The sequence below is a fragment of the Allostella sp. genome (assembly GCF_041913585.1).
Lineage (GTDB): Bacteria > Pseudomonadota > Alphaproteobacteria > ATCC43930 > Allostellaceae > Allostella.
The window spans coordinates 1-20663 of sequence record NZ_JAYSFE010000051.1; the positions used below are offsets into that span (position 1 = coordinate 1).

19 protein-coding genes and 1 pseudogene are annotated in these 20663 nt (G+C 71.6%); 4 read left to right on the plus strand and 16 right to left on the minus strand.

Features of this window, described 5'->3' with window-relative positions; all coding sequences use genetic code 11:
- The 11 genes and pseudogenes from ACE3Q3_RS11660 to ACE3Q3_RS11710 form a co-directional block, all read right to left on the minus strand.
- Nucleotides 1-383, minus strand: a pseudogene (locus tag ACE3Q3_RS11660) (nitronate monooxygenase); the annotation flags it as partial.
- Between the two features lie 91 nt (nucleotides 384-474).
- Nucleotides 475-1212 (minus strand): glycerophosphodiester phosphodiesterase, encoded by a 738-nt coding sequence (ugpQ, locus tag ACE3Q3_RS11665; RefSeq protein ID WP_374446078.1) that lies wholly within the window; start codon nucleotides 1210-1212, stop codon nucleotides 475-477.
- A gap of 11 nt (nucleotides 1213-1223) precedes the next feature.
- The gene (pnp, locus tag ACE3Q3_RS11670) at nucleotides 1224-3347 is read right to left on the minus strand and encodes a polyribonucleotide nucleotidyltransferase (RefSeq protein ID WP_374446081.1); all 2124 of its coding nucleotides are present in this window, start codon (nucleotides 3345-3347) and stop codon (nucleotides 1224-1226) included.
- 251 nt (nucleotides 3348-3598) lie between these two features.
- On the minus strand, nucleotides 3599-3868 hold the full coding sequence (gene rpsO, locus ACE3Q3_RS11675; protein WP_374446085.1) for a 30S ribosomal protein S15: 270 nt from the start codon (nucleotides 3866-3868) through the stop codon (nucleotides 3599-3601).
- 20 nt (nucleotides 3869-3888) lie between these two features.
- The gene (gene truB, locus ACE3Q3_RS11680) at nucleotides 3889-4887 is read right to left on the minus strand and encodes a tRNA pseudouridine(55) synthase TruB (RefSeq protein ID WP_374446087.1); all 999 of its coding nucleotides are present in this window, start codon (nucleotides 4885-4887) and stop codon (nucleotides 3889-3891) included.
- Nucleotides 4874-5302: a 30S ribosome-binding factor RbfA gene (gene rbfA, locus ACE3Q3_RS11685; RefSeq protein WP_374446090.1), complete on the minus strand. Its 429-nt coding sequence runs from the start codon at nucleotides 5300-5302 to the stop codon at nucleotides 4874-4876. Before rbfA ends, truB begins: the two co-directional genes overlap by 14 nt.
- A gap of 32 nt (nucleotides 5303-5334) precedes the next feature.
- Nucleotides 5335-7911 (minus strand): translation initiation factor IF-2, encoded by a 2577-nt coding sequence (infB, locus tag ACE3Q3_RS11690; protein ID WP_374446093.1) that lies wholly within the window; start codon nucleotides 7909-7911, stop codon nucleotides 5335-5337.
- A complete protein-coding gene (locus tag ACE3Q3_RS11695) occupies nucleotides 7908-8630 on the minus strand; it encodes an RNA-binding protein (RefSeq protein ID WP_374446146.1) in 723 nt (240 codons plus the stop codon). Before ACE3Q3_RS11695 ends, infB begins: the two co-directional genes overlap by 4 nt.
- Nucleotides 8597-10120: a transcription termination factor NusA gene (nusA, locus tag ACE3Q3_RS11700; RefSeq protein ID WP_374446096.1), complete on the minus strand. Its 1524-nt coding sequence runs from the start codon at nucleotides 10118-10120 to the stop codon at nucleotides 8597-8599. Before nusA ends, ACE3Q3_RS11695 begins: the two co-directional genes overlap by 34 nt.
- 65 nt (nucleotides 10121-10185) lie before the next feature.
- Entirely contained in the window at nucleotides 10186-10692 is a 507-nt protein-coding gene (gene rimP / locus ACE3Q3_RS11705) for a ribosome maturation factor RimP (protein WP_374446099.1), read from the minus strand.
- A gap of 66 nt (nucleotides 10693-10758) precedes the next feature.
- Nucleotides 10759-11496: a tRNA (guanosine(46)-N(7))-methyltransferase TrmB gene (locus tag ACE3Q3_RS11710; protein WP_374446101.1), complete on the minus strand. Its 738-nt coding sequence runs from the start codon at nucleotides 11494-11496 to the stop codon at nucleotides 10759-10761.
- A 237-nt stretch (nucleotides 11497-11733) separates the two neighbouring features.
- On the opposite strand from ACE3Q3_RS11710, the gene dnaK reads away from it, so the two are divergent.
- Nucleotides 11734-13659, plus strand: a complete 1926-nt coding sequence (gene dnaK / locus ACE3Q3_RS11715; protein WP_374446104.1) for a molecular chaperone DnaK — start codon at nucleotides 11734-11736, stop codon at nucleotides 13657-13659.
- A gap of 113 nt (nucleotides 13660-13772) precedes the next feature.
- Complete coding sequence (dnaJ, locus tag ACE3Q3_RS11720; RefSeq protein WP_374446107.1) at nucleotides 13773-14888, plus strand: molecular chaperone DnaJ; 1116 nt, start codon at nucleotides 13773-13775, stop codon at nucleotides 14886-14888.
- Nucleotides 14889-14909: 21 nt separating this feature from the next.
- Here the strand turns inward: dnaJ and ACE3Q3_RS11725 are convergent, their stop codons facing one another.
- Entirely contained in the window at nucleotides 14910-15323 is a 414-nt protein-coding gene (locus tag ACE3Q3_RS11725; protein ID WP_374446109.1) for a GNAT family acetyltransferase, read from the minus strand.
- A gap of 120 nt (nucleotides 15324-15443) precedes the next feature.
- Here ACE3Q3_RS11725 and dapB point away from each other — a divergent pair, with 120 nt between their 5' ends.
- Nucleotides 15444-16268 carry a 4-hydroxy-tetrahydrodipicolinate reductase gene (dapB, locus tag ACE3Q3_RS11730; protein WP_374446112.1) on the plus strand — a complete coding sequence of 275 codons (825 nt, stop codon included), beginning with the start codon at nucleotides 15444-15446 and terminating at the stop codon, nucleotides 16266-16268.
- Here dapB and ACE3Q3_RS11735 read toward each other — a convergent pair.
- Nucleotides 16220-16744: a DUF2244 domain-containing protein gene (locus ACE3Q3_RS11735; protein WP_374446114.1), complete on the minus strand. Its 525-nt coding sequence runs from the start codon at nucleotides 16742-16744 to the stop codon at nucleotides 16220-16222. The two genes, dapB and ACE3Q3_RS11735, sit on opposite strands and share 49 nt — an antisense overlap.
- A gap of 101 nt (nucleotides 16745-16845) precedes the next feature.
- Between ACE3Q3_RS11735 and nth the strand changes: the two genes are divergently transcribed.
- Nucleotides 16846-17481 (plus strand): endonuclease III, encoded by a 636-nt coding sequence (gene nth / locus ACE3Q3_RS11740; RefSeq protein WP_374446117.1) that lies wholly within the window; start codon nucleotides 16846-16848, stop codon nucleotides 17479-17481.
- 39 nt (nucleotides 17482-17520) lie between these two features.
- Here the strand turns inward: nth and ACE3Q3_RS11745 are convergent, their stop codons facing one another.
- From ACE3Q3_RS11745 to ACE3Q3_RS11755, 3 genes are all read right to left on the minus strand, one after another.
- Complete coding sequence (locus tag ACE3Q3_RS11745; protein WP_374446120.1) at nucleotides 17521-18177, minus strand: polymer-forming cytoskeletal protein; 657 nt, start codon at nucleotides 18175-18177, stop codon at nucleotides 17521-17523.
- Between the two features lie 234 nt (nucleotides 18178-18411).
- Entirely contained in the window at nucleotides 18412-19476 is a 1065-nt protein-coding gene (locus ACE3Q3_RS11750; protein ID WP_374446122.1) for a low specificity L-threonine aldolase, read from the minus strand.
- Nucleotides 19473-20651 (minus strand): aminotransferase class V-fold PLP-dependent enzyme, encoded by a 1179-nt coding sequence (locus ACE3Q3_RS11755; protein WP_374446124.1) that lies wholly within the window; start codon nucleotides 20649-20651, stop codon nucleotides 19473-19475. Before ACE3Q3_RS11755 ends, ACE3Q3_RS11750 begins: the two co-directional genes overlap by 4 nt.
- Nucleotides 20652-20663: the final 12 nt, after the last annotated feature.

The window sequence follows — 20663 nt, forward strand, 5'->3', positions numbered from 1 at the left end:
CCGTGGATGAGGCCCTTCGCCCCCTCCAGGACGCCGTGCAGCACCCGCTCCGACCCGCCCATCTCCCAGAGGACGTTCATGTGGATGCGGCCGGCGCCGTTCGAGCGCTCGTGGGCGATCCGGGCCTGGGTGATGCCGCCCTTGATCGCGTAGGCGATGAGCTCTTCGTGGCGCTCGCGCCGCGTCCGCCCGCTGTAGGTCTGCGGGATCGGCCGCCCCTCGAGGTCGTAGGAATCGGCATTGACGCCGGAGAAGGTCCCGACCCCGTCGGCCGCCGCCCAGGCGCCCGAACTCTCGCCGTTCGACACGGCGATGCCCTTGCCGCCCTCGACCAGCGGCCACACCTCGCGTCCGGAAATCAGGATCGGCTGCAGAGCCTTCACGAAACCACCCCGTGCTGAACGGATAAGAAACGGAGCACCATCTGCCGCCTATATAGGCGAGCGGCGCGGCCTTGACGAGCCGATCGCCGGCTCAGCCGGCGATCGGCAGGATCGCCTCCGGCCGGTCGGTGCAGATGCAGTCGACCCCCCAGGAATAGAGGGTCCGGGCCCGCTCCGCCTCGTTCACCGTGTAGACCAGCAGCGGATAACCGGCGGCGTGGACGGCGGACACGGCGGCGGGCTCGAGATGACGATGGCTGCAATGGAGGCTGACGCAGCCGAGCCGCTCCAGTCGCGCCCGCCAGTCCTCCGGCACGGCGCCGACGAGCAGGCCGCGCGGCAGCGCCGGCACTGCCTCCCGCGCCGCCTCCAGGGCCGCTTCGGCGAAGCTGGAGAGGAGCGGCGGCGGCCGTTCCGACGGCCAGCGTTCGGCCAGCCGGCGGGCGACCGCCGTGCCGGTCTCGCGCTCGCGGCCGGGGCATGGCTTGATCTCGACATTGGCGGCCAACCCGTGGCTCAGCAGCAGGTCGATCGCCTCGTCGAAGCTCGGCACCCGCTCGCCCGCGAACTCGGGTCCGAACCAGGCGCCGGCGTCGAGCTCGCGGATGGCGGCGTAGGCGGTGTCGGCCACCGCCCCCCGCCCGTCCGTCGTGCGCTCCAGGACGGCGTCGTGCATCAGGATCGGCACGCCGTCGCCCGTGAGCTTGACGTCGAACTCGACCCACCCCACGCCGAGCTGGAGCGCCCGGCGCAGGCCCGCCAGCGTGTTCTCGGGCGCCGAGGCGGCAGCGCCGCGGTGCCCGACGACGCGCGGCAGGCGATAGGCCATGCCGCCCGGCCCTACTGGCCGCCCTCCGGCGCCTTGGCGGCTTCCTGCAGGTCGGCGCCGGTGGCCTGGTCGACCACCTTCATCGACAGGCGGACCTTGCCGCGCTCGTCGATGCCCAGCACCTTCACCTTCACCGGGTCGCCGACATTGACGACGTCGGTGACCTTGCCGACGCGGTTCGGCGCCAGCTCGCTGATGTGGACGAGGCCGTCGCGCGAGCCGAGGAAGTTGACGAAGGCGCCGAAATCGACGGTCTTCACCACCTTGCCGGTGTAGATCACGCCCAGTTCCGGCTCGGCGACGATGCCGCGGATCCAGTCGATCGCCTTCTGGCTCGCCTCGGCGTCGACCGCCGCCACCTTGATCGTGCCGTCGTCCTCGATGTCGATCTTGGCGCCGGTGACCTCGCAGATCTCGCGGATGACCTTGCCGCCGGAGCCGATGACCTCGCGGATCTTCTCCTTCGGGATGGTGATCGTGGTGATGCGCGGGGCGTTGCCGCTGACGCCCTCGCGGGCCGTCGTCAGCGCCTTCTGCATCTCGCCCAGGATGTGCATCCGGCCGTCGCGGGCCTGGCCCAGCGCCACCTTCATGATCTCCTCGGTGATCGAGGTGATCTTGATGTCCATCTGGAGCGCGGTCACGCCCGCCTCGGTGCCGGCGACCTTGAAGTCCATGTCGCCGAGATGGTCCTCGTCGCCGAGGATGTCGGAGAGGACGGCGAAGCGCTCGCCCTCCTTGATGAGGCCCATGGCGATGCCGGCGACCGGACGCACCAGCGGCACGCCCGCGTCCATCATCGACAGCGAGGCGCCGCAGACCGTCGCCATCGACGACGAGCCGTTCGACTCGGTGATCTCCGAGACGACGCGGATCGTGTAGGGGAAGGCGTCCTTCTTCGGCAGCAGCGGGCGGACGGCGCGCCAGGCGAGCTTGCCGTGGCCGATCTCGCGGCGGCCGGGGCTGCCCATGCGGCCCGCCTCGCCGACCGAGTAGGGCGGGAAGTTGTAGTGCAGCATGAAGTGCTCGCGGTACTCGCCCGCGAGCGCGTCGATCACCTGCTCGTCCTGGCCGGTGCCGAGCGTCGTCACCACCAGCGCCTGGGTCTCGCCGCGGGTGAAGAGGGCGCTGCCGTGGGCGCGCTTCAGCACGCCGACCTCGGAGACGATCGGGCGCACGGTCCGCACGTCGCGGCCGTCGATGCGCACGCCGGTATCGAGGATGGCGCCGCGGACGACGTCCGCCTCCATCGACTTGAAGAGGCCCTGGGCGATCTCGCGCTCGTCCTCGGCCAGCGCCGCCAGCGCCTTCTCCTTGGCCGCCGCCACCTTCTCGTGGCGCACCTGCTTCTGCGGCGCCATGTAGGCGGCACGGAAGTCGCCGCCGAAGGCCGCCAGCTTCTCCTGCACCGGGGCGACCGCCGGCGACGTCTCCGGCATCGGCCAGGGGTCCTTGGCGGCCCGCTCCGCGAGCTGGATGATGGCGTCGATCACCGGCTGGAACGACTGGTGCCCGAAGGTGACCGCGCCCAGCATCACCTCCTCGGACAGTTCCTGCGCCTCGGACTCGACCATCAGCACGCCCTCGGCGGTGCCGGCGACGACGAGGTCGAGCCGGGAGGCGTCCATCTGGTCCATCAGCGGATTGAGGACGTACTGCCCGTCGACATAGCCGACGCGCGCCGCCCCGACCGGGCCGAGGAACGGCAGGCCCGACAGCGTCAGCGCCGCCGAGGCGCCGACCATCGCCACGACGTCGGGGTCGTTCTCGAGGTCATGGGAGAGGACGGTGCAGATCACCTGCACCTCGTTGAGGAAGCCCTTCGCGAAGAGGGGCCGGATCGGGCGGTCGATGAGGCGGGAGACGAGCGTCTCCTTCTCGGTCGGCCGGCCCTCGCGCTTGAAGAAGCCGCCCGGGATCTTGCCCGCGGCGAAGGTCTTCTCCTGGTAGTTGACCGTGAGGGGGAAGAAATCGGCCCCGGGCCGCGGCTGCTTCACGCCGACCACGGTGCAGAGCACCGTCGTCTCGCCATAGGTGGCCATCACGGCGCCGTCGGCCTGGCGGGCGACCTTGCCCGTCTCGAGCACGAGCTTGCGCCCGCCCCACGTCATCTCCACGCGCTGAATGTCGAACATTCCGTCATCCTTCCTACCGGGGCGCCGGACCATGCCGCGCAGCCCCTGGGTCGCCGACGCACGGCCGTCCGCGCGTCGCCGCGCCCGGTCCTTCCGGGCGCCCGATCGTTGCGTCGGCGGGGTCGGCCTCGGCCGACGGTCACCCCCGGGGGGGGGGTGCGCCCGGGCTCCGTCGGGGGGGGTGGGGGGGCCGCGGCCCGCCCCCGCCCCCCCCCCCCCCCCCCATGAGGGGCGCGCGACGGGCGGCCGGATTACCGGCGCAGACCGAGCCGGGCGATCAGCCCCTCGTAGCGCTTGACGTCCTTGCGCTTCAGGTAGTCGAGGAGGCGCCGACGCTGGCCGACCATCATCAGCAGGCCGCGGCGGGAGTGGAAATCCTTCTTGTGGGTGCCGAGGTGGTCGGTCAGGTTGCGGATCCGCTCGCTCAGGATCGCGACCTGGACTTCCGGCGAACCGCTGTCGCCTTCCTTGGTGGCATATTCGGCGATCACTTCCTGCTTGCGCTCAGGCGAGATCGACATCGCGTGCTCCTTGCTGGATTCTAGAGATTCATCACGCGCACCGGCCGAATGGCGCCGTCCCGGATCTCGACCAAGGCCACCAGCCGTTCGCCCTGGAAGGCGGATGCGACGGTGCCGTCGTCGAGCGCGGCAAGCCGGCGGACCATGTCCGCCGAGCCCGGCGCCACGGCGATGCCGTGACGCAGACGTTCCGCCTCCGCTTCCGTCAAGGCCAGTGCCGGGATGTCGTCCAGCGCGGTCGCGACGGGAAGCAGGTGCGCGATAAGCGGGGGCTTATGGCAGAGATCGCCCATGGTATCTAGCGAATTCTCGGGGTCCGCCGAATTGCCGGCGGTCGGCGGATCGTCCGGATCGAACCGCACCGCCTGCGACAGGTCGAACGGCCCGACCCGCGTGCGCCGGAGCGCGGCGACGTGGCCGCAGGTGCCGAGCGCGCGCGCGAGGTCGCGGGCGAGGCTGCGCATATAGACGCCCTTGCCGCATTCGACCTCGAACTCGGCCTCCTCGCGCGAGGCGCCGGGATCGAGGCTGCGGATGGCGTCGACCCGCGCCGGCCGGGCCGCCAGCGGCGGCGGCGCCTCGCCCGCGCCGGCGGCATGGGCGCGGGCCAGCGCGTAGGACCGGCGGCCGGCCACCTTGATCGCGGAAAAGGCCGGCGGCACCTGCAGGATCTCGCCGACGAAGCGCGGCAGGACGGCCTCGATGTCGGCCGGGGCGGGCCGCACCGCGCTGGTCGCCGTCACCACTCCCTCGCGGTCGTCGGTCGAGCGCTCCTCGCCCCAGGCGATCCGCATCCGGTAGGTCTTGGCGCCGGTCATGGCGAAGCCGACGGTCTTGGTCGCCTCGCCGAGCGCGATCGGCAGGATGCCGGTGGCGAGCGGATCGAGGGTCCCGCCATGGCCGATCTTGGCGGCGCCGGTCAGGCGGCGGACACGGGCGACGGCGGCGGTCGAGGTCAGCCCGAGCGGCTTGTCGAGAACGATCCAGCCGTGGATCGCCCGGCGCTCAGCCCGCCCCATCGACGGAATCGGGATCGCGCCCGCCCTCGGGTCCGAGGTCCCGCACGACCTCGGGCCGGCGGAGCAGGTCGTCGATGCGCTGGGCATTGTCGAACGAGGTGTCGAGCGCGAAGTCGAGTTGCGGCACGAGGCGGAGGTCGACCGCGCGCGCCACCTGACCGCGCAGGAACGGCGCGGCGCGGCGCAGCGCCGGCAACGCGTCGGCGGCGTGGGCGCCGCCCAGCGGCATGACATAGGCGGTGGCGTTGCGCAGGTCGGGGCTGACCCGGACCTGCGTCACCGTGATCGATACGTCCTGCAGCGCCGGATCGCGCAACTCGCCGCGCGCGAGCACGGATGCGAGGACATGGCGCAGCTCCTCCCCGACGCGGAGCTGTCGCTGCGTCGGGGCGCTGCCGCCGGAACGGCGGGTCATGGGAGGCTACTCCGGGGAAGGGGCCCGCCGGCTCATGCGAGCTGGCGCGCCACCTCCTCCATCTCGAAGCACTCGATGACGTCGCCCGGCTGGATGTCGTTGTAGTTCTCGAAGGCCATGCCGCATTCGAAACCCTCCTTCACTTCGCGGACCTCGTCCTTGAAGCGCTTCAGGGTCTTCAGGCTGCCCTCGTGGATGACGACATCGTCGCGCAGGAGCCGGACCTTGGCGCCGCGCTTGACCGTCCCTTCGGTGACGCGGCAGCCGGCGACCTTGCCGACCCGGGTGATGTTGAACACCTCCAGGATCTGGGCATTGCCGAGGAACCGCTCGCGGAGCGTCGGCGTCAGCATGCCCTGGAGGGCCAGCTTCACGTCGTCGACCACGTCGTAGATGATCGAGTAGTAGCGGATGTCGACCCCGTCCCGGCGCGCCAGGTCGCGCGCCTGCGGATTGGCGCGGACGTTGAAGCCGATGATGAAGCCGCCCGACGCCCTGGCGAGCGTCACGTCGGACTCGTTGATGCCGCCGACCGCGGCATGCAGCACCCGCACCGCCACCTCGTCCGTCGCCAGCTTGGCGAGCGAGCCGGTGATCGCTTCCAGCGACCCCTGCACGTCCGACTTGACGACGATCGCCAGTTCCTTCGCCTGGCCGCTGGCGATCTGCGACAGCATCTCCTCGACCGTGCCGCGCTGGCCCGCCGCCTGCGTCTGGTCGCGGCGGCGCCGCGACCGGAAGGCGGTGACGTCGCGGGCCCGGCTCTCGTTCTCGACCACCTGGAAGTCGTCGCCGGCGAGCGGCACGCCGTTCAGGCCCAGCACCTCGACCGGCATGCCGGGGGTCGCCGCCTCGATCTTCTCCCCGCGGTCGTCGAGCAGCAGCCGCGCCCGGCCCCACTCGCTGCCGGTGACGAAGACGTCGCCCATGCGCAGCGTGCCGCGCTGGATGAGGACGGTGGCGACGGCACCGCGGCCGCGCTCCAGCTTCGCCTCGATGACGACGCCCTCGGCGGTGCGGTTCGGGTTGGACCGCAGGTCGAGCAGGTCGGCCTGCAGCAGGATCAGCTCCTCGAGCTTCTCGATGTTGGTACGCTTGACGGCCGAGACCTCGACGTCGAGCACCTCGCCGCCGAGATTCTCAACGACGACGCCGTGCTGGAGCAGCTCGGTGCGCACGCGGTCGGGGTTGGCGTCGGCGCGGTCCATCTTGTTGATCGCGACGATCATCGGCACCTGGGCCGCCTGGGCGTGGCGGATCGCCTCGATCGTCTGCGGCATGACGCCGTCGTCGGCGGCCACCACCAGGACGACGATGTCGGTGACGGTGGCGCCGCGGGCGCGCATCGCCGTGAAGGCCTCGTGGCCCGGCGTGTCGATGAAGGTGATCTTGCGCCCGTTCGACACCGTCACCTGGTAGGCGCCGATGTGCTGGGTGATGCCGCCCGCTTCCCGCGCCGCCACGTCGGTCGCCCGGATGGCGTCGAGCAACGAGGTCTTGCCGTGGTCGACATGGCCCATCACGGTGACGACGGGCGACCGCGGCAGCAGGTTCTCCTCGACGTCCTCCTCGCCCTTCAGGCCGATCTCGACGTCCGCCTCGGACACCCGCTTGACGTTGTGGCCGAACTCGGCGACCACCAGCTCGGCCGTGTCGGCGTCGATCGTCTGATTGATGGTCGCCATGACGCCCATCTTCATCAGCGACTTGATGACCTCGCCCGAACGCGCCGCCATGCGGCTCGCGAGTTCCTGGACGGTGATCGTCTCGGGCACCACGACGTCGCGCACGACGCGCTGGGTGTCCGACTGCTCGTACTGGTGACGGCGTTCCTTCTCGCGCGCCCGGCGCTGCGCCGCCATGCTGCGCACGCGCTCGGCCTCGCTGGTGTTGAGCGCCTGGGTCACGGTGATCTTGCCGCCACGGCGGCGCGGCTCCATGCGCTTGGGCGGCGGCGCGACGGCGCGTTTGGGCGGCAGCGGCCCGGCGCCGCCGGGCCGCTTCGGCCGGGCGGCATCCTCCTCGGGCTCGGCGGCGATCTTGCCGGCGGCGGTGAGTGCGACGGCCTTGGCGGCGGCGGCGTTGCCGGCGCGCTCGGCCATCTTGCGGCGCTCCTCCTCCTCGGCCTTGCGCTTGACCTCGTCCTCGGCCTTGCGCTTGGCGTCCTCCTCGGCCTTGCGCTTGGCGTCCTCTTCGGCCTTGCGCTTGGCCTCCTCCTCGACCTTGCGCCGGACCTCCTCTTCGGCCTTGCGCTTGGCTTCCTCTTCGGCCCGCCGGCGCGACTGGTCGATCTCGGCCTGGCGGCGCGCCTCCTCGTCCTTGATCGCGCCCTGGAGCGCGCTCATCCGGGAGGCGCGTTCCTCGGCGGTCAGGGTGCGCGACTGGCCGGCGCCCCGGCGCTGTCCGCCGTCGCCGAAGTCGCCGCGGCCCTGCTCGCCGGGAACGACGACGCGCTTCTTGCGGACTTCGACCTGCACGGTCTTGGTGCGGCCATGGGGGAAGCTCTGGCGAACCTGGCCCGCGGCGGGCTCGGAGCCCTTCTTCAGCTCGAGCTTGCCCGGCCGCGCCAGCGACAGGGGCTTACGATCGGTGTCCTTGGTTTCGCTCATGTGATCCGTTCTTCGCTTCCGCCCGCTTCGCCCGAAGGCCCGCCGCCCGACCCCGCCGCACCGGTCCGGCGAAAGCCCGCCAGCCGGTCCGTCTCCACGATCAGCGCCCTCGCCAGATGCCCGGACTGGATCGCCACATGGACGACCCGGTCGCGCGCGAAGGCCTGCCCCAGCTCGTCCGCCGTCAGCACCCGGGACACGGGACAATCGCCCGACTGCCGACCCAGCTTCGCCACGCCATGCGGCCCGGCGTCACTCGCCTCGATGATGAACGCCACGCGGCCTTCGCCGAGCCAGCCCCGGACCTTCTCGAAGCCCGCGACCGCCACGCCCGCCCGGCGCGCCATGCCGATCAGATCCAGGCACCGCGCCCGGAGGCGCGCCTCGACCCGATCGGGCAGATCCGCCGGAACCGTGACCGCGGCCCGCGCCGCCTTGCCGAACAGGCGCCGGGCAACCGCGCGCGCGACTATATCCCGCTCGGCCGTCAACCACAAACCCCGCCCGGGCAACTTTTCCGCGACGTCCGGCGCCACCGCCCCGTCGGGGCCGACGACGAAGCGCACCATGCGCTCCTTCGGCTGCGACCGATGGGTGACGATGCAGCGCCGCAGCGGCCCCTTCTCGGCGAACGGGTCCGCCGCCGCGTCGCCGGCCGGCCGGTCGATCGGGCCTTCGGACGGGCTCAGGATGGGGTGGCCTCCTCGCCCTCGAACCAGTGCGCCCGGGCCGCCATGATGGCGGCGTTGGCGCTGTCCTCGTCGAGCGCGTCCTTGCCCACGATCTCGACCAGCTCGTCGCCGGCCAGGTCGGCCAGGTCGTCCAGCGTCTTCACGCCCTTCTCGCCGAGCGCCACCAGCATCTGCGGCGTCAGCCCCTCGATCTCGGCGACGGCGTCCTCGACGCCGAGCTCGCGCCGGCGCTCGGTGAACTCGGCGTCGCGCCGCTCGAGGAAGTTCTGCGCCCGCTGCTGCAGCTCGGCCGCGATGTCCTCGTCGAAGCCCTCGATGCCGGAGAGATCCTCCGGCGGGGCGAAGGCGACGTCCTCGACCGAGGTGAAGCCCTCGGTCACCAGCAGATGGGCGATCACGTCGTCGACGTCGAGCGCCTCGATGTACATCTTCGAGCGCGTCTTGAACTCTTCCTGGCGCCGCTCCGATTCCTCGGCCTCGGTCAGGATGTCGATGTCCCAGCCGGTGAGCTGCGAGGCGAGCCGGACGTTCTGGCCGCGGCGCCCGATGGCGAGGCTGAGCTGCTCGTCCGGGACCACCACCTCCATGCGCTTCTGCTCCTCGTCGAGGACGACCTTGGCGACCTCGGCCGGGGCCAGCGCATTGACGACGAAGGTCGCGGGGTCCGGCGACCAGGGGATGATGTCGATCTTCTCGCCCTGGAGCTCCTGGACCACGGCCTGGACGCGGCTGCCGCGCATGCCGACGCAGGCGCCGACCGGGTCGATGCCGCTGTCGTTGGAGATGACGGCGATCTTGGCGCGGCTGCCGGGGTCGCGGGCGACCGACTTGATCTCGATGATGTTGTCGTAGATCTCCGGCACTTCCTGGGCGAAGAGCTTGGCCATGAACTGCGGATGGGTGCGCGACAGGAAGATCTGCGGCCCCCGCGTCTCCTTGCGGACGTCGTAGATGTAGGCGCGCACGCGCTCGCCGGTGCGGAAGCTCTCGCGCGGGACCAGCTCGTCGCGGCGGAGGATCGCCTCGGCCCGGCCGAGATCGACGATGACGTTGCCGAACTCGACGCGCTTGACGAGGCCGTTGACGATCTCGCCGACCCGGTCCTTGAACTCGTTGAACTGGCGCTCGCGCTCGGCGTCGCGGACCCGCTGGACGATCACCTGCTTGGCGGTCTGGGCGGCGATGCGGCCGAAGTCGATCGGCGGCAGCGGATCGGTCAGCACGTCGCCCGCCACCGCGCCCGGCCGGATGCGCTGCGCCTGGTCGACGGTGATCTGGGTCGCCTCGTTCTCGATCTCGTCGGCGACGGTCCGGCAGCGGATCAGCCGGATCTCGCCCGACTTGCGGTCGATCTCGGCGCGGATGTCGTATTCCTGCCCGTACTTGGAGCGGCCGGCCTTCTGGATCGCCTGCTCCATCGCCTCGATGACCTCGTCGCGCTCGATCCCCTTGTCGCGGGCGACGGTGTCGGCGACCTGCAGCAGCTCCGGGCGGAACATGGTGGCTACGGCTTGCATGGGCGGTTCCTGGTAGGGGCCTGGGCCTCGGTTGGCGGTGCGGGCCTTGGTCGGTGCCGGCCGGCTCAGTTCGGCGCGACCGGCGGGACGGTGGCGGCGATCAGGTCGTCGGTCAGCACCAGCTTCGCCCGCTGGATGCGGGGATAGGGCACGCGGAAGGTCTCCTTCTCGGTGCGGATCACGACCGCCCCCTCCTCGAGGCCGAGCAGGCGGCCCTGGAAGCGGCGGCGCCCCTCGATCGGCTGGTCCGTCTCGATCCGGGCGACGAACCCGGCGAAGCGGGCATAGTCCGCCTCGCGCACGAGCGGCCGGTCGATGCCGGGCGAGCTGACCTCCAGCGTGTAGGCGGTCGGGATCGGGTCGGCCACGTCGAGCAGCGCCGAGACGTCGCGGCTGATCCGGGCGCAGTCCTCGACCGTCATCGCCTGACCGTCCAGCCGCTCCGCCATGATCTGCAGGGTCGGTCGCTGGCCGCCGGAGAGGTGGACGCGCACGAGGTCGTAGCCCATCGCCGTCAGGGCGGGAGCGATTTCCTGCGTCACACGACCGGTGGCCGAACCCTCGAACGCCATACGAAAAAGTGGGCCGAAGCCCACCCCTCAAAAAAGGACCAAGCGATAGATGGAGAATGCGCGCTCTTACAACGCAAGCCGCCGTGCCGCAAGACTTTCCTCGGCTCCGGACGGCGACCGCGGCCGCCGCACCAGGAGAATCCGCCAGCTCCGACGGCCTTCCCGGACGGCCTTCTCTTCGTAGCGCGTCACGGGCCAGTCGTCCGGGCGATCCCGCCAGGCTTCCGGTCCCCGCGCCTGCCACTCGAACTGGGGATGGTCGAGGCAATGTTCCAGCATCCAGTCGAGATAGTCGAGGTCGTCGGTGGCGATCCGCAGCTCCGCCCCGTCCTCCAGCACCCGTGCCAGCCGGTCGAGATTGGCGCGCTGGACGAAGCGGCGCTTGTGGTGCCGGACCTTGGGCCAGGGATCGGGATGCAGCACGAAGGCCCGCGCGATCGCGGCGTCGGGCAGCGCGTCGATCAGCGGCCGCGCGTCGTCGGGCAGGACGCGGACATTCACCAGTCCCTCGCGCTCGACCTGGGCCAGGAGGCTGGCGACGCCGTTGACGAACGGCTCGGCCGCCAGCATCCCGACCTCGGGATGGCGGACCGCCTGCCAGGCGAGGTGCTCGCCACCGCCGCATCCGACCTCGAGCCAGACGCTGCGGCAGGTCGGGGGAAACAGGGTCCGGAGGTCGATCCGATCGCCCTCCTCCGGCCGCGCCAGACCGAAGCGGGCGAGGCCCGCGGCCAGCGTCGCCTGCTGGCCCGCCCGGAGCCGTCGGCCCTGCCGTCGTCCATAGAGTATGCGCCGGTTCTCCAAGTCCGTTCCCCCGTCCGCCCGGATTCCGGCCCCGCCATAATATGGCCGAGATTCTTTCGTCCAGGGCCTTCGCGGGCCGTTCGGCCCGTTGCAGCGCCGCAGGTGCCTCTTATATATCCGCTCGACCGCTGGGGGCTTGCGGTCCCCACCGACCATTGCCCCCGCGAAATTTCCCTGGGGGTCCCGCCGGTGCCTTCGAGGCCGTCGGGATCTGCTGCACGAAGGAGAGAGTGTCTCATGGCGAAAGTGATCGGCATCGACCTCGGCACGACGAATTCCTGCGTCGCCGTGATGGAGGGCAAGGCCGCCAAGGTGATCGAGAACGCCGAGGGCGCGCGCACGACCCCGTCGATGGTGGCATTCACCGAGTCCGGCGAGCGCCTGGTCGGCCAGGCCGCCAAGCGCCAGGCGGTGACCAACCCCGAGAACACGCTGTTCGCGTTCAAGCGCCTGCTCGGCCGGCGCAGCGACGACGCGCTGGTGGTCAAGGAAAAGGGGCTCGTCCCCTATCGCATCATCAAGGGCGACAACGGCGACGCCTGGGTCGAATCGCGCGGCGAGAAGTACGCGCCGAGCCAGCTCAGCGCCTTCGTCCTGCAGAAGATGAAGGAGACGGCGGAAGCCTATCTCGGCGAGCCGGTGACCCAGGCCGTCATCACGGTGCCCGCCTACTTCAACGACAGCCAGCGCCAGGCGACCAAGGACGCCGGCCGGATCGCCGGCCTGGAGGTGCTGCGCATCATCAACGAGCCGACCGCGGCGGCGCTGGCCTACGGGCTGGAGAAGCGCGGCAGCGGCACGATCGTCGTCTACGACCTCGGCGGCGGCACCTTCGACGTCTCGATCCTGGAGATCGGCGACGGCGTGTTCGAGGTGAAGTCGACCAACGGCGACACGTTCCTGGGCGGCGAGGACTTCGACAAGCGCGTCATCGACTACCTCGCGGACGAGTTCAAGAAGGAGTCGGGCATCGACCTGCGCGGCGACCGGCTGGCCCTGCAGCGCCTGAAGGAAGCGGGCGAGAAGGCCAAGATCGAGCTCTCGAGCGCGACCCAGACCGAGATCAACCTGCCCTTCATCACCGCCGACGCCAGCGGGCCGAAGCATCTCAACATCAAGCTGACCCGGGCCAAGCTCGAGGCGCTGGTCGACGATCTCGTCCAGCGCACGATCGACCCCTGCCGGGCGGCGCTGCGCGACGCCGGCCTGAAGGCGTCGGAGATCGACGAGGTGATCCTGGTCGGCGGCATGACCCGCATGCCCAAGATCATCGAGACGGTGAAGAACTTCTTCGGCAAGGAGCCCCACCGCGGGGTGAACCCGGACGAGGTCGTCGCCGTCGGCGCGGCGATCCAGGGCGGCGTGCTGAAGGGCGAGGTCAAGGACGTCCTGCTGCTCGACGTGACGCCGCTGTCGCTCGGCATCGAGACGCTGGGCGGGGTCTTCACCCGCCTGATCGACCGCAACACGACGATCCCGACCAAGAAGAGCCAGGTCTTCTCGACCGCCGAGGACAACCAGACCGCGGTCACCATCCGGGTCTTCCAGGGCGAGCGCGAGATGGCCGCGGACAACAAGCTGCTCGGCCAGTTCGACCTCGTCGGCATCCCGTCGGCGCCGCGCGGCATGCCGCAGATCGAGGTCGCCTTCGACATCGACGCCAACGGCATCGTCAGCGTCTCGGCCAAGGACAAGGCGACCGGCAAGGAGCAGCAGATCCGCATCCAGGCGTCGGGCGGCCTCGGCGAGGCCGACATCCAGCGCATGGTGCGCGAGGCCGAGGAGCATGCCGACGAGGACAAGCGCAAGCGCGAACTCGTCGACGCCCGCAACCACGCCGACTCCCTGGTGCACTCGACCGAGCGCAACATCAAGGAGTACGGCGACAAGGTCGCGCCGGCCGTGAAGTCGGAGATCGAGGCCGACATCCAGGCGCTGAAGGACGCGCTCGGCGGCGAGGATGCGGCCGACATCAAGGCCAAGACCGACCGTCTGGCGCAGTCGGCCATGAAGCTCGGCGAGGCCATGTACAAGGCCCAGCAGGCCGAGACCGGCGGCGCCCAGCCGGGCGCCGGCGGCGACGCGCCCGCGGCCGACAAGGACAAGGTCGTCGACGCCGACTTCGAGGAAGTCGACGACACCAAGAAGAACAAGCGCGCCTAGTCCCGTCGATGCGCCCGCTGTCGATCCCCCTCCCGGGCTCGGCAGCGGGCGTTTCTCTGTTTCCAGCCTCCGCGCCCCGTTCCGGGCGCCGCCAGCGGATTGCCGCCTGACCCATGGCCAAGCAGGACTATTACGAGATCCTGGGAGTGTCCCGCGACGCGGACCAGGACGAGCTCAAGAAGGCATACCGCAAGCTGGCCATGCGCTGGCACCCCGACCGCAATCCCGGGGACCCGGAGGCGGAGCAGAAGTTCAAGGAGCTGAACGAGGCCTACGACGTCCTCAAGGACGACCAGAAGCGGGGCGCCTACGACCGCTACGGCCATGCCGCCTTCGAGAACGGCGGCGGCGGGGCGCGCGGCGGCGGCGGCTTCGAGGGCTTCGCCGACATCTTCGAGGAGATGTTCGGCGAGGTGATGGGCCGCCGCGGCGGCTCCGGCCGCGGCAGCGACCTGCGCTACAACATGGAGATCTCGCTCGACGAGGCCTTCCGCGGCGTCGACAAGACGATCCGCGTGCCGACCCATGCCGCCTGCGAGGCGTGCAACGGCAGCGGCGCCGAGGCGGGCTCGCGGCCGGTCACCTGCCCGACCTGCCAGGGCCACGGCAAGGTGCGCGCGCAGCAGGGCTTCTTCACCATCGAGCGGACCTGCCCGAACTGCGGCGGCACCGGCCGGATCATCGAGCGGCCGTGCAAGAGCTGCGGCGGCGCCGGCCGCGTGCGCAAGGAGAAGACGCTGTCGGTGACGATCCCGCCCGGGGTCGAGGACGGCACCCGCATCCGCCTCAGCGGCGAGGGCGAGGCCGGACTGCGCGGGTCGCCGCCGGGCGATCTCTACATCTTCCTCTCGATCCAGCCGCACCGCTTCTTCCAGCGCGACGGCGCCAACATCCATTGCCGCGTGCCGATCCCGATGACGACGGCGGCACTCGGCGGCCAGATCGAGGTGCCGACGCTGGACGGCACCTTCGCCAAGGTGTCGGTGCCGGCCGGCACCCAGTCCGGCCACCAGTTCCGCCTCAAGGGCAAGGGCATGTCGGTGCTGCGCTCCAGCTCGCGCGGCGACCTCTACATCCAGGCCATCGTCGAGACGCCGATGAACCTGACCAAGAAGCAGCAGGAGCTGCTGCGCGAGTTCGAGGGCGCGGGCGGCCGCGACAAGACGAGCCCGGAATCGGCCGGCTTCTTCCAGAAGGTCAAGGAGTTCTGGAGCGACCTGCGCGAGTAGCCGGCCGCTCCGGCCGGGCCGTCAGGCCAGCCACTTCTCCATGAAGACGAGTTCGTCGGTGCGGTAGCCGAGCCGGTCGTAATAGTCGACGACCCGGCGGTTGTCCGGCTCGACCAGCAGGTTGACCTTGTCGCAGCCGCGCTCGGCGAGGCGGCGCTCGACCGTCTCGACCAGCAGGCGGCCGATCGCCCGCCCGCGCAGGCCGGGTGCCACGGCGAGGCGGTTGATCCAGCCGCGGCGGCCGTCGTAGGAGCCGATGATCGAGCCGACGATGCCGCCCTCCCCGTCCGCGACGACGAGGAAGAGGTCGGGGTCGCGCTCCAGCTTGCGTGCGAGCGAGACCGGCGTGTCGGAGCGGCTGGGGTGCAGACCGCACGCCCCCCACAGCGCCACGATGGCGGCGAAATCCTCCGGCCGATAGCTGCGAACCTCCATGCCCGCTCCGTCCTCCCGGATATGGTCCGGGCGCAGTCTAGCGCCGTCCGTCCCGCGACGCTTGCGCCGCGGCGGCCGCTGTGGCTCCCTCGCCGCTCCCAACCGGAGGGAGACGGGGACATGACCGAGGTACGGATCGCGATCGCCGGCGCCGCCGGGCGCATGGGGCGGATGCTGGCGGCCGAGGTCGACCGCACCGAGGGCGCCGTGCTGGCGGCCGGCACCGAGCCCGCCGGCAGCAACGCCGCCGGGCAGGACATGGGCGAGCTCGCCGGGATCGGCCGCCGCGGCGTCGCCGTCTCGACCGACCCCGCCGCCCTCTTCGCCGCGGCCGATGTCGCCATCGACTTCACCGCACCCGCGGCCACGCTGGCCCACGCCCGGCTCGCGGCCGCCGCCGGCAAGGGGCTGGTCATCGGCACCACCGGCCTCTCCGCCGAGGACCGCGCCGCCGTCGCCGGCTTCGCCGCCACCGCGCCCATCGTGCTGGCGCCGAACATGAGCCTCGCCGTCAACCTGCTGATGGGCCTCGTCGAGCAGGTCGCCGCCACCCTCGACCCCGACTACGACATCGAGATCGTCGAGATGCACCACCGCCACAAGGTCGACGCGCCGTCGGGCACGGCGCTCGGCCTCGGCGAGGCCGCCGCCCGTGGCCGCCGGGTGGGGCTGGCGGAGGCGGCGGTGCGGGTGCGCGACGGCCATACCGGCGCGCGCCGGCGCGGCACCATCGGCTTCGCCACCCTGCGCGGCGGCGATGTCGTCGGCGACCACACGGTCGTCTTCGCGGCCAACGGCGAGCGCCTGGAACTGACCCATCGCGCCGGCAGCCGCGAGATCTATGCCCGCGGCGCGGTCCGGGCGGCGCTCTGGCTCGCCGGCCGCGCGCCCGGCCTCTACGACATGACGGACGTGCTGGGGCTGAGGTCCGCCGGCTCGCGGTAGCGCCGAAGGGCGTCGCGCAGCAGGCCGGCGACGCGGGCCCGCTCGTCCGGACCGAGGAAGGCGCCGACCTCGAGCCGGCGCCCGTGCGAGGTCAGCACCAGCCGCGGCCGACCGGCGCCCGTGCCCTCGTCGAGGACGACGCGCAGCCAGTAGGGCTGGAAGGTCCAGCGCTCGACCGGGCGCCTCGGCCGCATGCGGTCGACGGTCAGCGCGTCGCCGGCGAGCCGCAGCCGGTCGGCCGTCGTCCGCGCCCGCGCATAGCTGATCCGGAAGGCGACGTAGAGACCCAGCACGTCGAGGCCGAGGAAACCGAAGACGGGCCAGGCCCCGATGGCGAGGAAGAGGACGCCGGTGGCAAACCCGACCACCCCCAGCACCGCCATCAGGACGGTGAATCCCACGGGCGGGAGGCTGCGGTGCGGCCGCAGCTCGAGATCGAGGAGCGGCACCGGTTCGGCGGAGGCGGGGGCGGCCATGGACGCCGATGATATGGCTGCGCCGGCCGCCGGGAAAAGGGCGACGCGGCCACCGGAGCGGCGATAGATTGTCGGCCCCCTCGCCCGCAGGTTCCGCCGCCATGCAGAAGCGCAAGGTCGACGAGTTCTTCCGCCGCCTCGCCGCCGCCGATCCCGAGCCGAAGACCGAGCTCGACTACCTCAACCCCTACACGCTGCTGGTGGCGGTCGTGCTCTCGGCGCAGGCGACCGACGTCGGGGTCAACCGCGCGACCGGACCGCTGTTCCGGCTCGTCGACACGCCGCAGAAGATGGTGGAGCTCGGCGAGGAGCGGCTGCGGGAGTTCATCAAGACGATCGGCCTCTTCAACACCAAGGCCCGGAACGTCGTCGCGCTGAGCCGCATCCTGGTCGAGGAGCACGGCGGCGCGGTGCCGGCCGACCGCGACGTGCTGGAGACCCTGCCCGGTGTCGGCCGCAAGACGGCGAACGTGGTGATGAACGTCGCCTTCGGCCGGCCGACGATCGCGGTCGACACCCACATCTTCCGGGTCGCCAACCGCACCGGGCTCGCCCCCGGCAAGACGCCGCTCGCGGTCGAGGAGGGGCTGGAGAAGGCCGTGCCGGCCGCGTGGCGCCTACACGCCCATCACTGGCTCATCCTGCACGGCCGCTATGTCTGCCAGGCGCGCAAGCCGCGCTGCCCGGACTGCGTGGTCCGGGACCTCTGCGGCTACAAGGCGAAGACCGTCGCCTGACGACCGGGGCCGACCGGCGGCCGGCCCCGGACGGCGGGATCAGCGGCCGCCGGACTCGAAGCGCATGTCGGCGGGGTCGGACACCATGCGGCTGCCCATCGCGCGCGACATGTCGTCGTCGTCCGAGGTCGAGCGGATGTCGCCCGAGAGCTGGCCGCCGGCTTCGACCTCGAGCTGGCCGTAGCGCACCTTGCCGGAAACGCGGCCGGTGGCGCCGATGAACAGGCGCTTGCGGACGATCAGGTCGCCCTCGAAGCGGCCGCGCACCTCGGCCTCGTCGATCTCCGCGCTGCCCTTGAAGAGGCCGGTGTCGGAAATCTCGATGACCCGGCTCGTCAGCGTCGCCTCGACCCGGCCCTCGACCACCAGCTTGTCGCAGGCGGTGATCTCGCCGGTGAGGCAGATGCCGTGCCCGACGATGAGCGTCTTGCTTTCGTTCTCGCCGCCGCGGCGCGCTGCCGGCGCCTCGGACGGACGGCGTCCGGCGGGCTCGATCGGCCGCGTCACCGGCGGCGTCGGCACCGAGCGGCCGATCGGCGGCACGCCGGGCGCGGCGCCGAGCCCGGACGGCACGGACGGCTGCGTCGGGGTCACCGGACGGGTGAACGGCTTCGCGGCCGCCGACGGCGAGGTGTCATCGACCTCGGTCGGGGCGGTGCCGGTCGGATCGTCGTCATCCTTGCGTCGACGGAACATCGTCTAGGGACCTTTCGTCAGATACGGTTTCAACCTGTCGTCGACTTGCCGGCCGCGAACCCGGATGCCGACGCGATTCATCGATGCTTCCCGATCTTGGACACGAAGAATATCCCCTTGGGGATTGAAATTGAACGAAAATTATCAGATCGACCCAACCTGGAGGACAAAACGCCACGAATAGTGGGTCGCGCAGGCTCGACCCACAATATCTGGCAATATGGTGCAATTCGGTCAGCCGGCCCCCAGTTCCACCGCGTGCGCCAGCGCGTCGGCCGCCTTCTCGACCCCTGCGCGAGAAACATCGAGGTGGGTGACGGCCCGCATCCGAGTCGGCCCCTCGATCATGATCCGGATTCCCGCCTGCCGGAGGCGGGCCGACACGGTGGCCGCGTCGACGCCGCTCGCCGCCAGGTCGAGGAAGACGATGTTGGTCTCGACCTCCGGCGGGTCGATGCGCACCCCCGGGATCGCCGCGGCCCGGGCGGCGAAGATGCGGGCGTTCTCGTGATCCTCCGCCAGCCGCTCGACATGGTGGTCGAGCGCGTGGAGGCACGCCGCCGCGAGCACGCCCGACTGGCGGAGCGCGCCGCCCAGCCGGTGCTTCCACACCCAGGCGTCCTGGATGAAGTCGCGCGGGCCCGCCAGCACCGCCCCGACCGGACAGCCGAGGCCCTTGGAGAAATCGACCCAGGCGGTGTCGAACGGCCGCGCATAGTCCCTGGCGGCGATGCCCGAAGCGACGCAGGCGTTGAGCAGACGGGCGCCGTCCATGTGGACGGCGAGCCCGTGCTCGCGCGCCCGGGCCGCGACCGCCGCGATCGTCGCCAGCGGCCAGACGGCGCCGCCGCCGCGGTTCGCGGTCTGCTCCATGACGACCAGTCGGGACCGCGGCGAGCGCATCTTCGGCCGCCGCACCGCGGCCGAGAGCTGGTCCGGCCCGAAGATCCCGCGGGCGCAGGCGATGGGCCGGACGAGGGCGCCGCCGAGGACCGCGACGCCCGCCCCTTCCGACCCGTAGACATGGGCGCTGTCGGCGCAGATCACCTCGTCGCCCGGCCGGGTGTGGAGGACCAGCGCGATCTGGTTGCACATCGTTCCCGACGGCAGGAACAGGGCCGCCTCCTTGCCCAGGAGGTCGGCCACCCGCGCTTCGAGCGCGGCCGTCGTCGGGTCCTCGCCGAGCTGCTCGTCGCCGACCGGGGCCGTGGTCATGGCGGCCAGCATCGCCGCGGTCGGCCGCGTCGCGGTGTCGCTGCCGAGATCGATGGTGACGCGGACGGCGGGGGAATGGGTCATTGGGCGGCCTCGGCGGCGGTGGCGTTGCGGCGGAGATGGAAGGCGAGCCGGTCGAGGAAGCGGTCGATGTCCGCCTCGTCGTTGTAGACGTGCGGCGCCGCCCGGATGCGGCCGTCCTTGGCGGCGGCGCGGACGCCGTCCTCGGCGAGCAGCGCCTCCAGCCGGTCGGCGTCGCGCCCGCCGGGATCGAAGCTGACGATGCCGGCCCGGCGCGGCCACTCGACCGGCGTCGCCACCCGGAGGCCGAGACGGCGGGCGCCGTCGATGAGGCGGTCGGTCAACGCCCGGATGCGGGCCTCGACATGGGCGCGGCCCCATTCCTCGACCATCAGCGCCGAGCGCCGCTGCACCCAGATGCCGAGGAAGTTCGGGTTGCCGTACTCGTAGCGGTGGGCGTCCGGCGCGCGCGCCGGCGCCGGGTCGGTACGGTCCAGGGTGGCGAAGGAGAACTTGGCGGCATAGGGCGGCCGCAGCCGGTCGAGCGCGCGGTCGGAGACGTGGAAGATGCCGGCCCCCGCGAGGCTGAACTGCGCCTTGTGGCCGCCGGCCGCCACCACGTCGGCGCCGAGCCCGGCGATCGGGTCGGCCAGGATGCCGAGCCCCTGCACCGCGTCGACGACGAGGAGAATGCCGCGGCCGCGGCACAGTTCGGCGAAGGCGGCGAGGTCCGCGCGGTGGCCGATGCCGTAGGTGACCCAGGCGACCGCGACGACGCGGGTGCGGGCATCGACCAGTTCGCGGTAGGCGTCGACCGGGACGGTGCCGTCGGGGCCGGCCCGGGCGATGCGCAGCTCGACCCCGCGCTCGGCGAGGGGGCGCCAGGGAAAGGTGTTGTTCTCGTGCTCCTCGGTCGAGATCACGAGATTGTCGCCCGGCCGCCAGTCGAGCCCGAGGGCGACGATGTTGATGCCCTCGGACGTGTTCTTGACGAAGGCGAGCCGGTCCGCCGGCGCGCCCCAGACGCGGGCGACGTCGGCACGCGCGGCCTCGATCTCGGCCATCGAGAAGGCCCGGCGGCCGCCCGTCTCGTCGACGTCGGCCAGCCATTCGTCGGTCGCCCGGCGGACGGTGTCGGGCAGCAGCGCCTTGCGCGCGAGGTCGAGATAGGCGAAGCGCGACGCCGCCGCGAAGCGGCTGCGGACGCCGGCCCAGTCCGGTCCGGAGGTCGGGGTCATGGGCGGGGGCTC

Coding starts and splice junctions, on each gene's coding strand:
- ugpQ (WP_374446078.1), bottom strand. CDS start 1,212: ATGGCCTATCGCCTGCCGCGCGTCGTCGGGCACCGCGGCGCTGCCGCC.
- pnp (WP_374446081.1), bottom strand. CDS start 3,347: ATGTTCGACATTCAGCGCGTGGAGATGACGTGGGGCGGGCGCAAGCTC.
- rpsO (WP_374446085.1), bottom strand. CDS start 3,868: ATGTCGATCTCGCCTGAGCGCAAGCAGGAAGTGATCGCCGAATATGCC.
- truB (WP_374446087.1), bottom strand. CDS start 4,887: ATGGGGCGGGCTGAGCGCCGGGCGATCCACGGCTGGATCGTTCTCGAC.
- rbfA (WP_374446090.1), bottom strand. CDS start 5,302: ATGACCCGCCGTTCCGGCGGCAGCGCCCCGACGCAGCGACAGCTCCGC.
- infB (WP_374446093.1), bottom strand. CDS start 7,911: ATGAGCGAAACCAAGGACACCGATCGTAAGCCCCTGTCGCTGGCGCGG.
- nusA (WP_374446096.1), bottom strand. CDS start 10,120: ATGCAAGCCGTAGCCACCATGTTCCGCCCGGAGCTGCTGCAGGTCGCC.
- rimP (WP_374446099.1), bottom strand. CDS start 10,692: ATGGCGTTCGAGGGTTCGGCCACCGGTCGTGTGACGCAGGAAATCGCT.
- dnaK (WP_374446104.1), top strand. CDS start 11,734: ATGGCGAAAGTGATCGGCATCGACCTCGGCACGACGAATTCCTGCGTC.
- dnaJ (WP_374446107.1), top strand. CDS start 13,773: ATGGCCAAGCAGGACTATTACGAGATCCTGGGAGTGTCCCGCGACGCG.
- ACE3Q3_RS11725 (WP_374446109.1), bottom strand. CDS start 15,323: ATGGAGGTTCGCAGCTATCGGCCGGAGGATTTCGCCGCCATCGTGGCG.
- dapB (WP_374446112.1), top strand. CDS start 15,444: ATGACCGAGGTACGGATCGCGATCGCCGGCGCCGCCGGGCGCATGGGG.
- ACE3Q3_RS11735 (WP_374446114.1), bottom strand. CDS start 16,744: ATGGCCGCCCCCGCCTCCGCCGAACCGGTGCCGCTCCTCGATCTCGAG.
- nth (WP_374446117.1), top strand. CDS start 16,846: ATGCAGAAGCGCAAGGTCGACGAGTTCTTCCGCCGCCTCGCCGCCGCC.
- ACE3Q3_RS11745 (WP_374446120.1), bottom strand. CDS start 18,177: ATGTTCCGTCGACGCAAGGATGACGACGATCCGACCGGCACCGCCCCG.
- ACE3Q3_RS11750 (WP_374446122.1), bottom strand. CDS start 19,476: ATGACCCATTCCCCCGCCGTCCGCGTCACCATCGATCTCGGCAGCGAC.
- ACE3Q3_RS11755 (WP_374446124.1), bottom strand. CDS start 20,651: ATGACCCCGACCTCCGGACCGGACTGGGCCGGCGTCCGCAGCCGCTTC.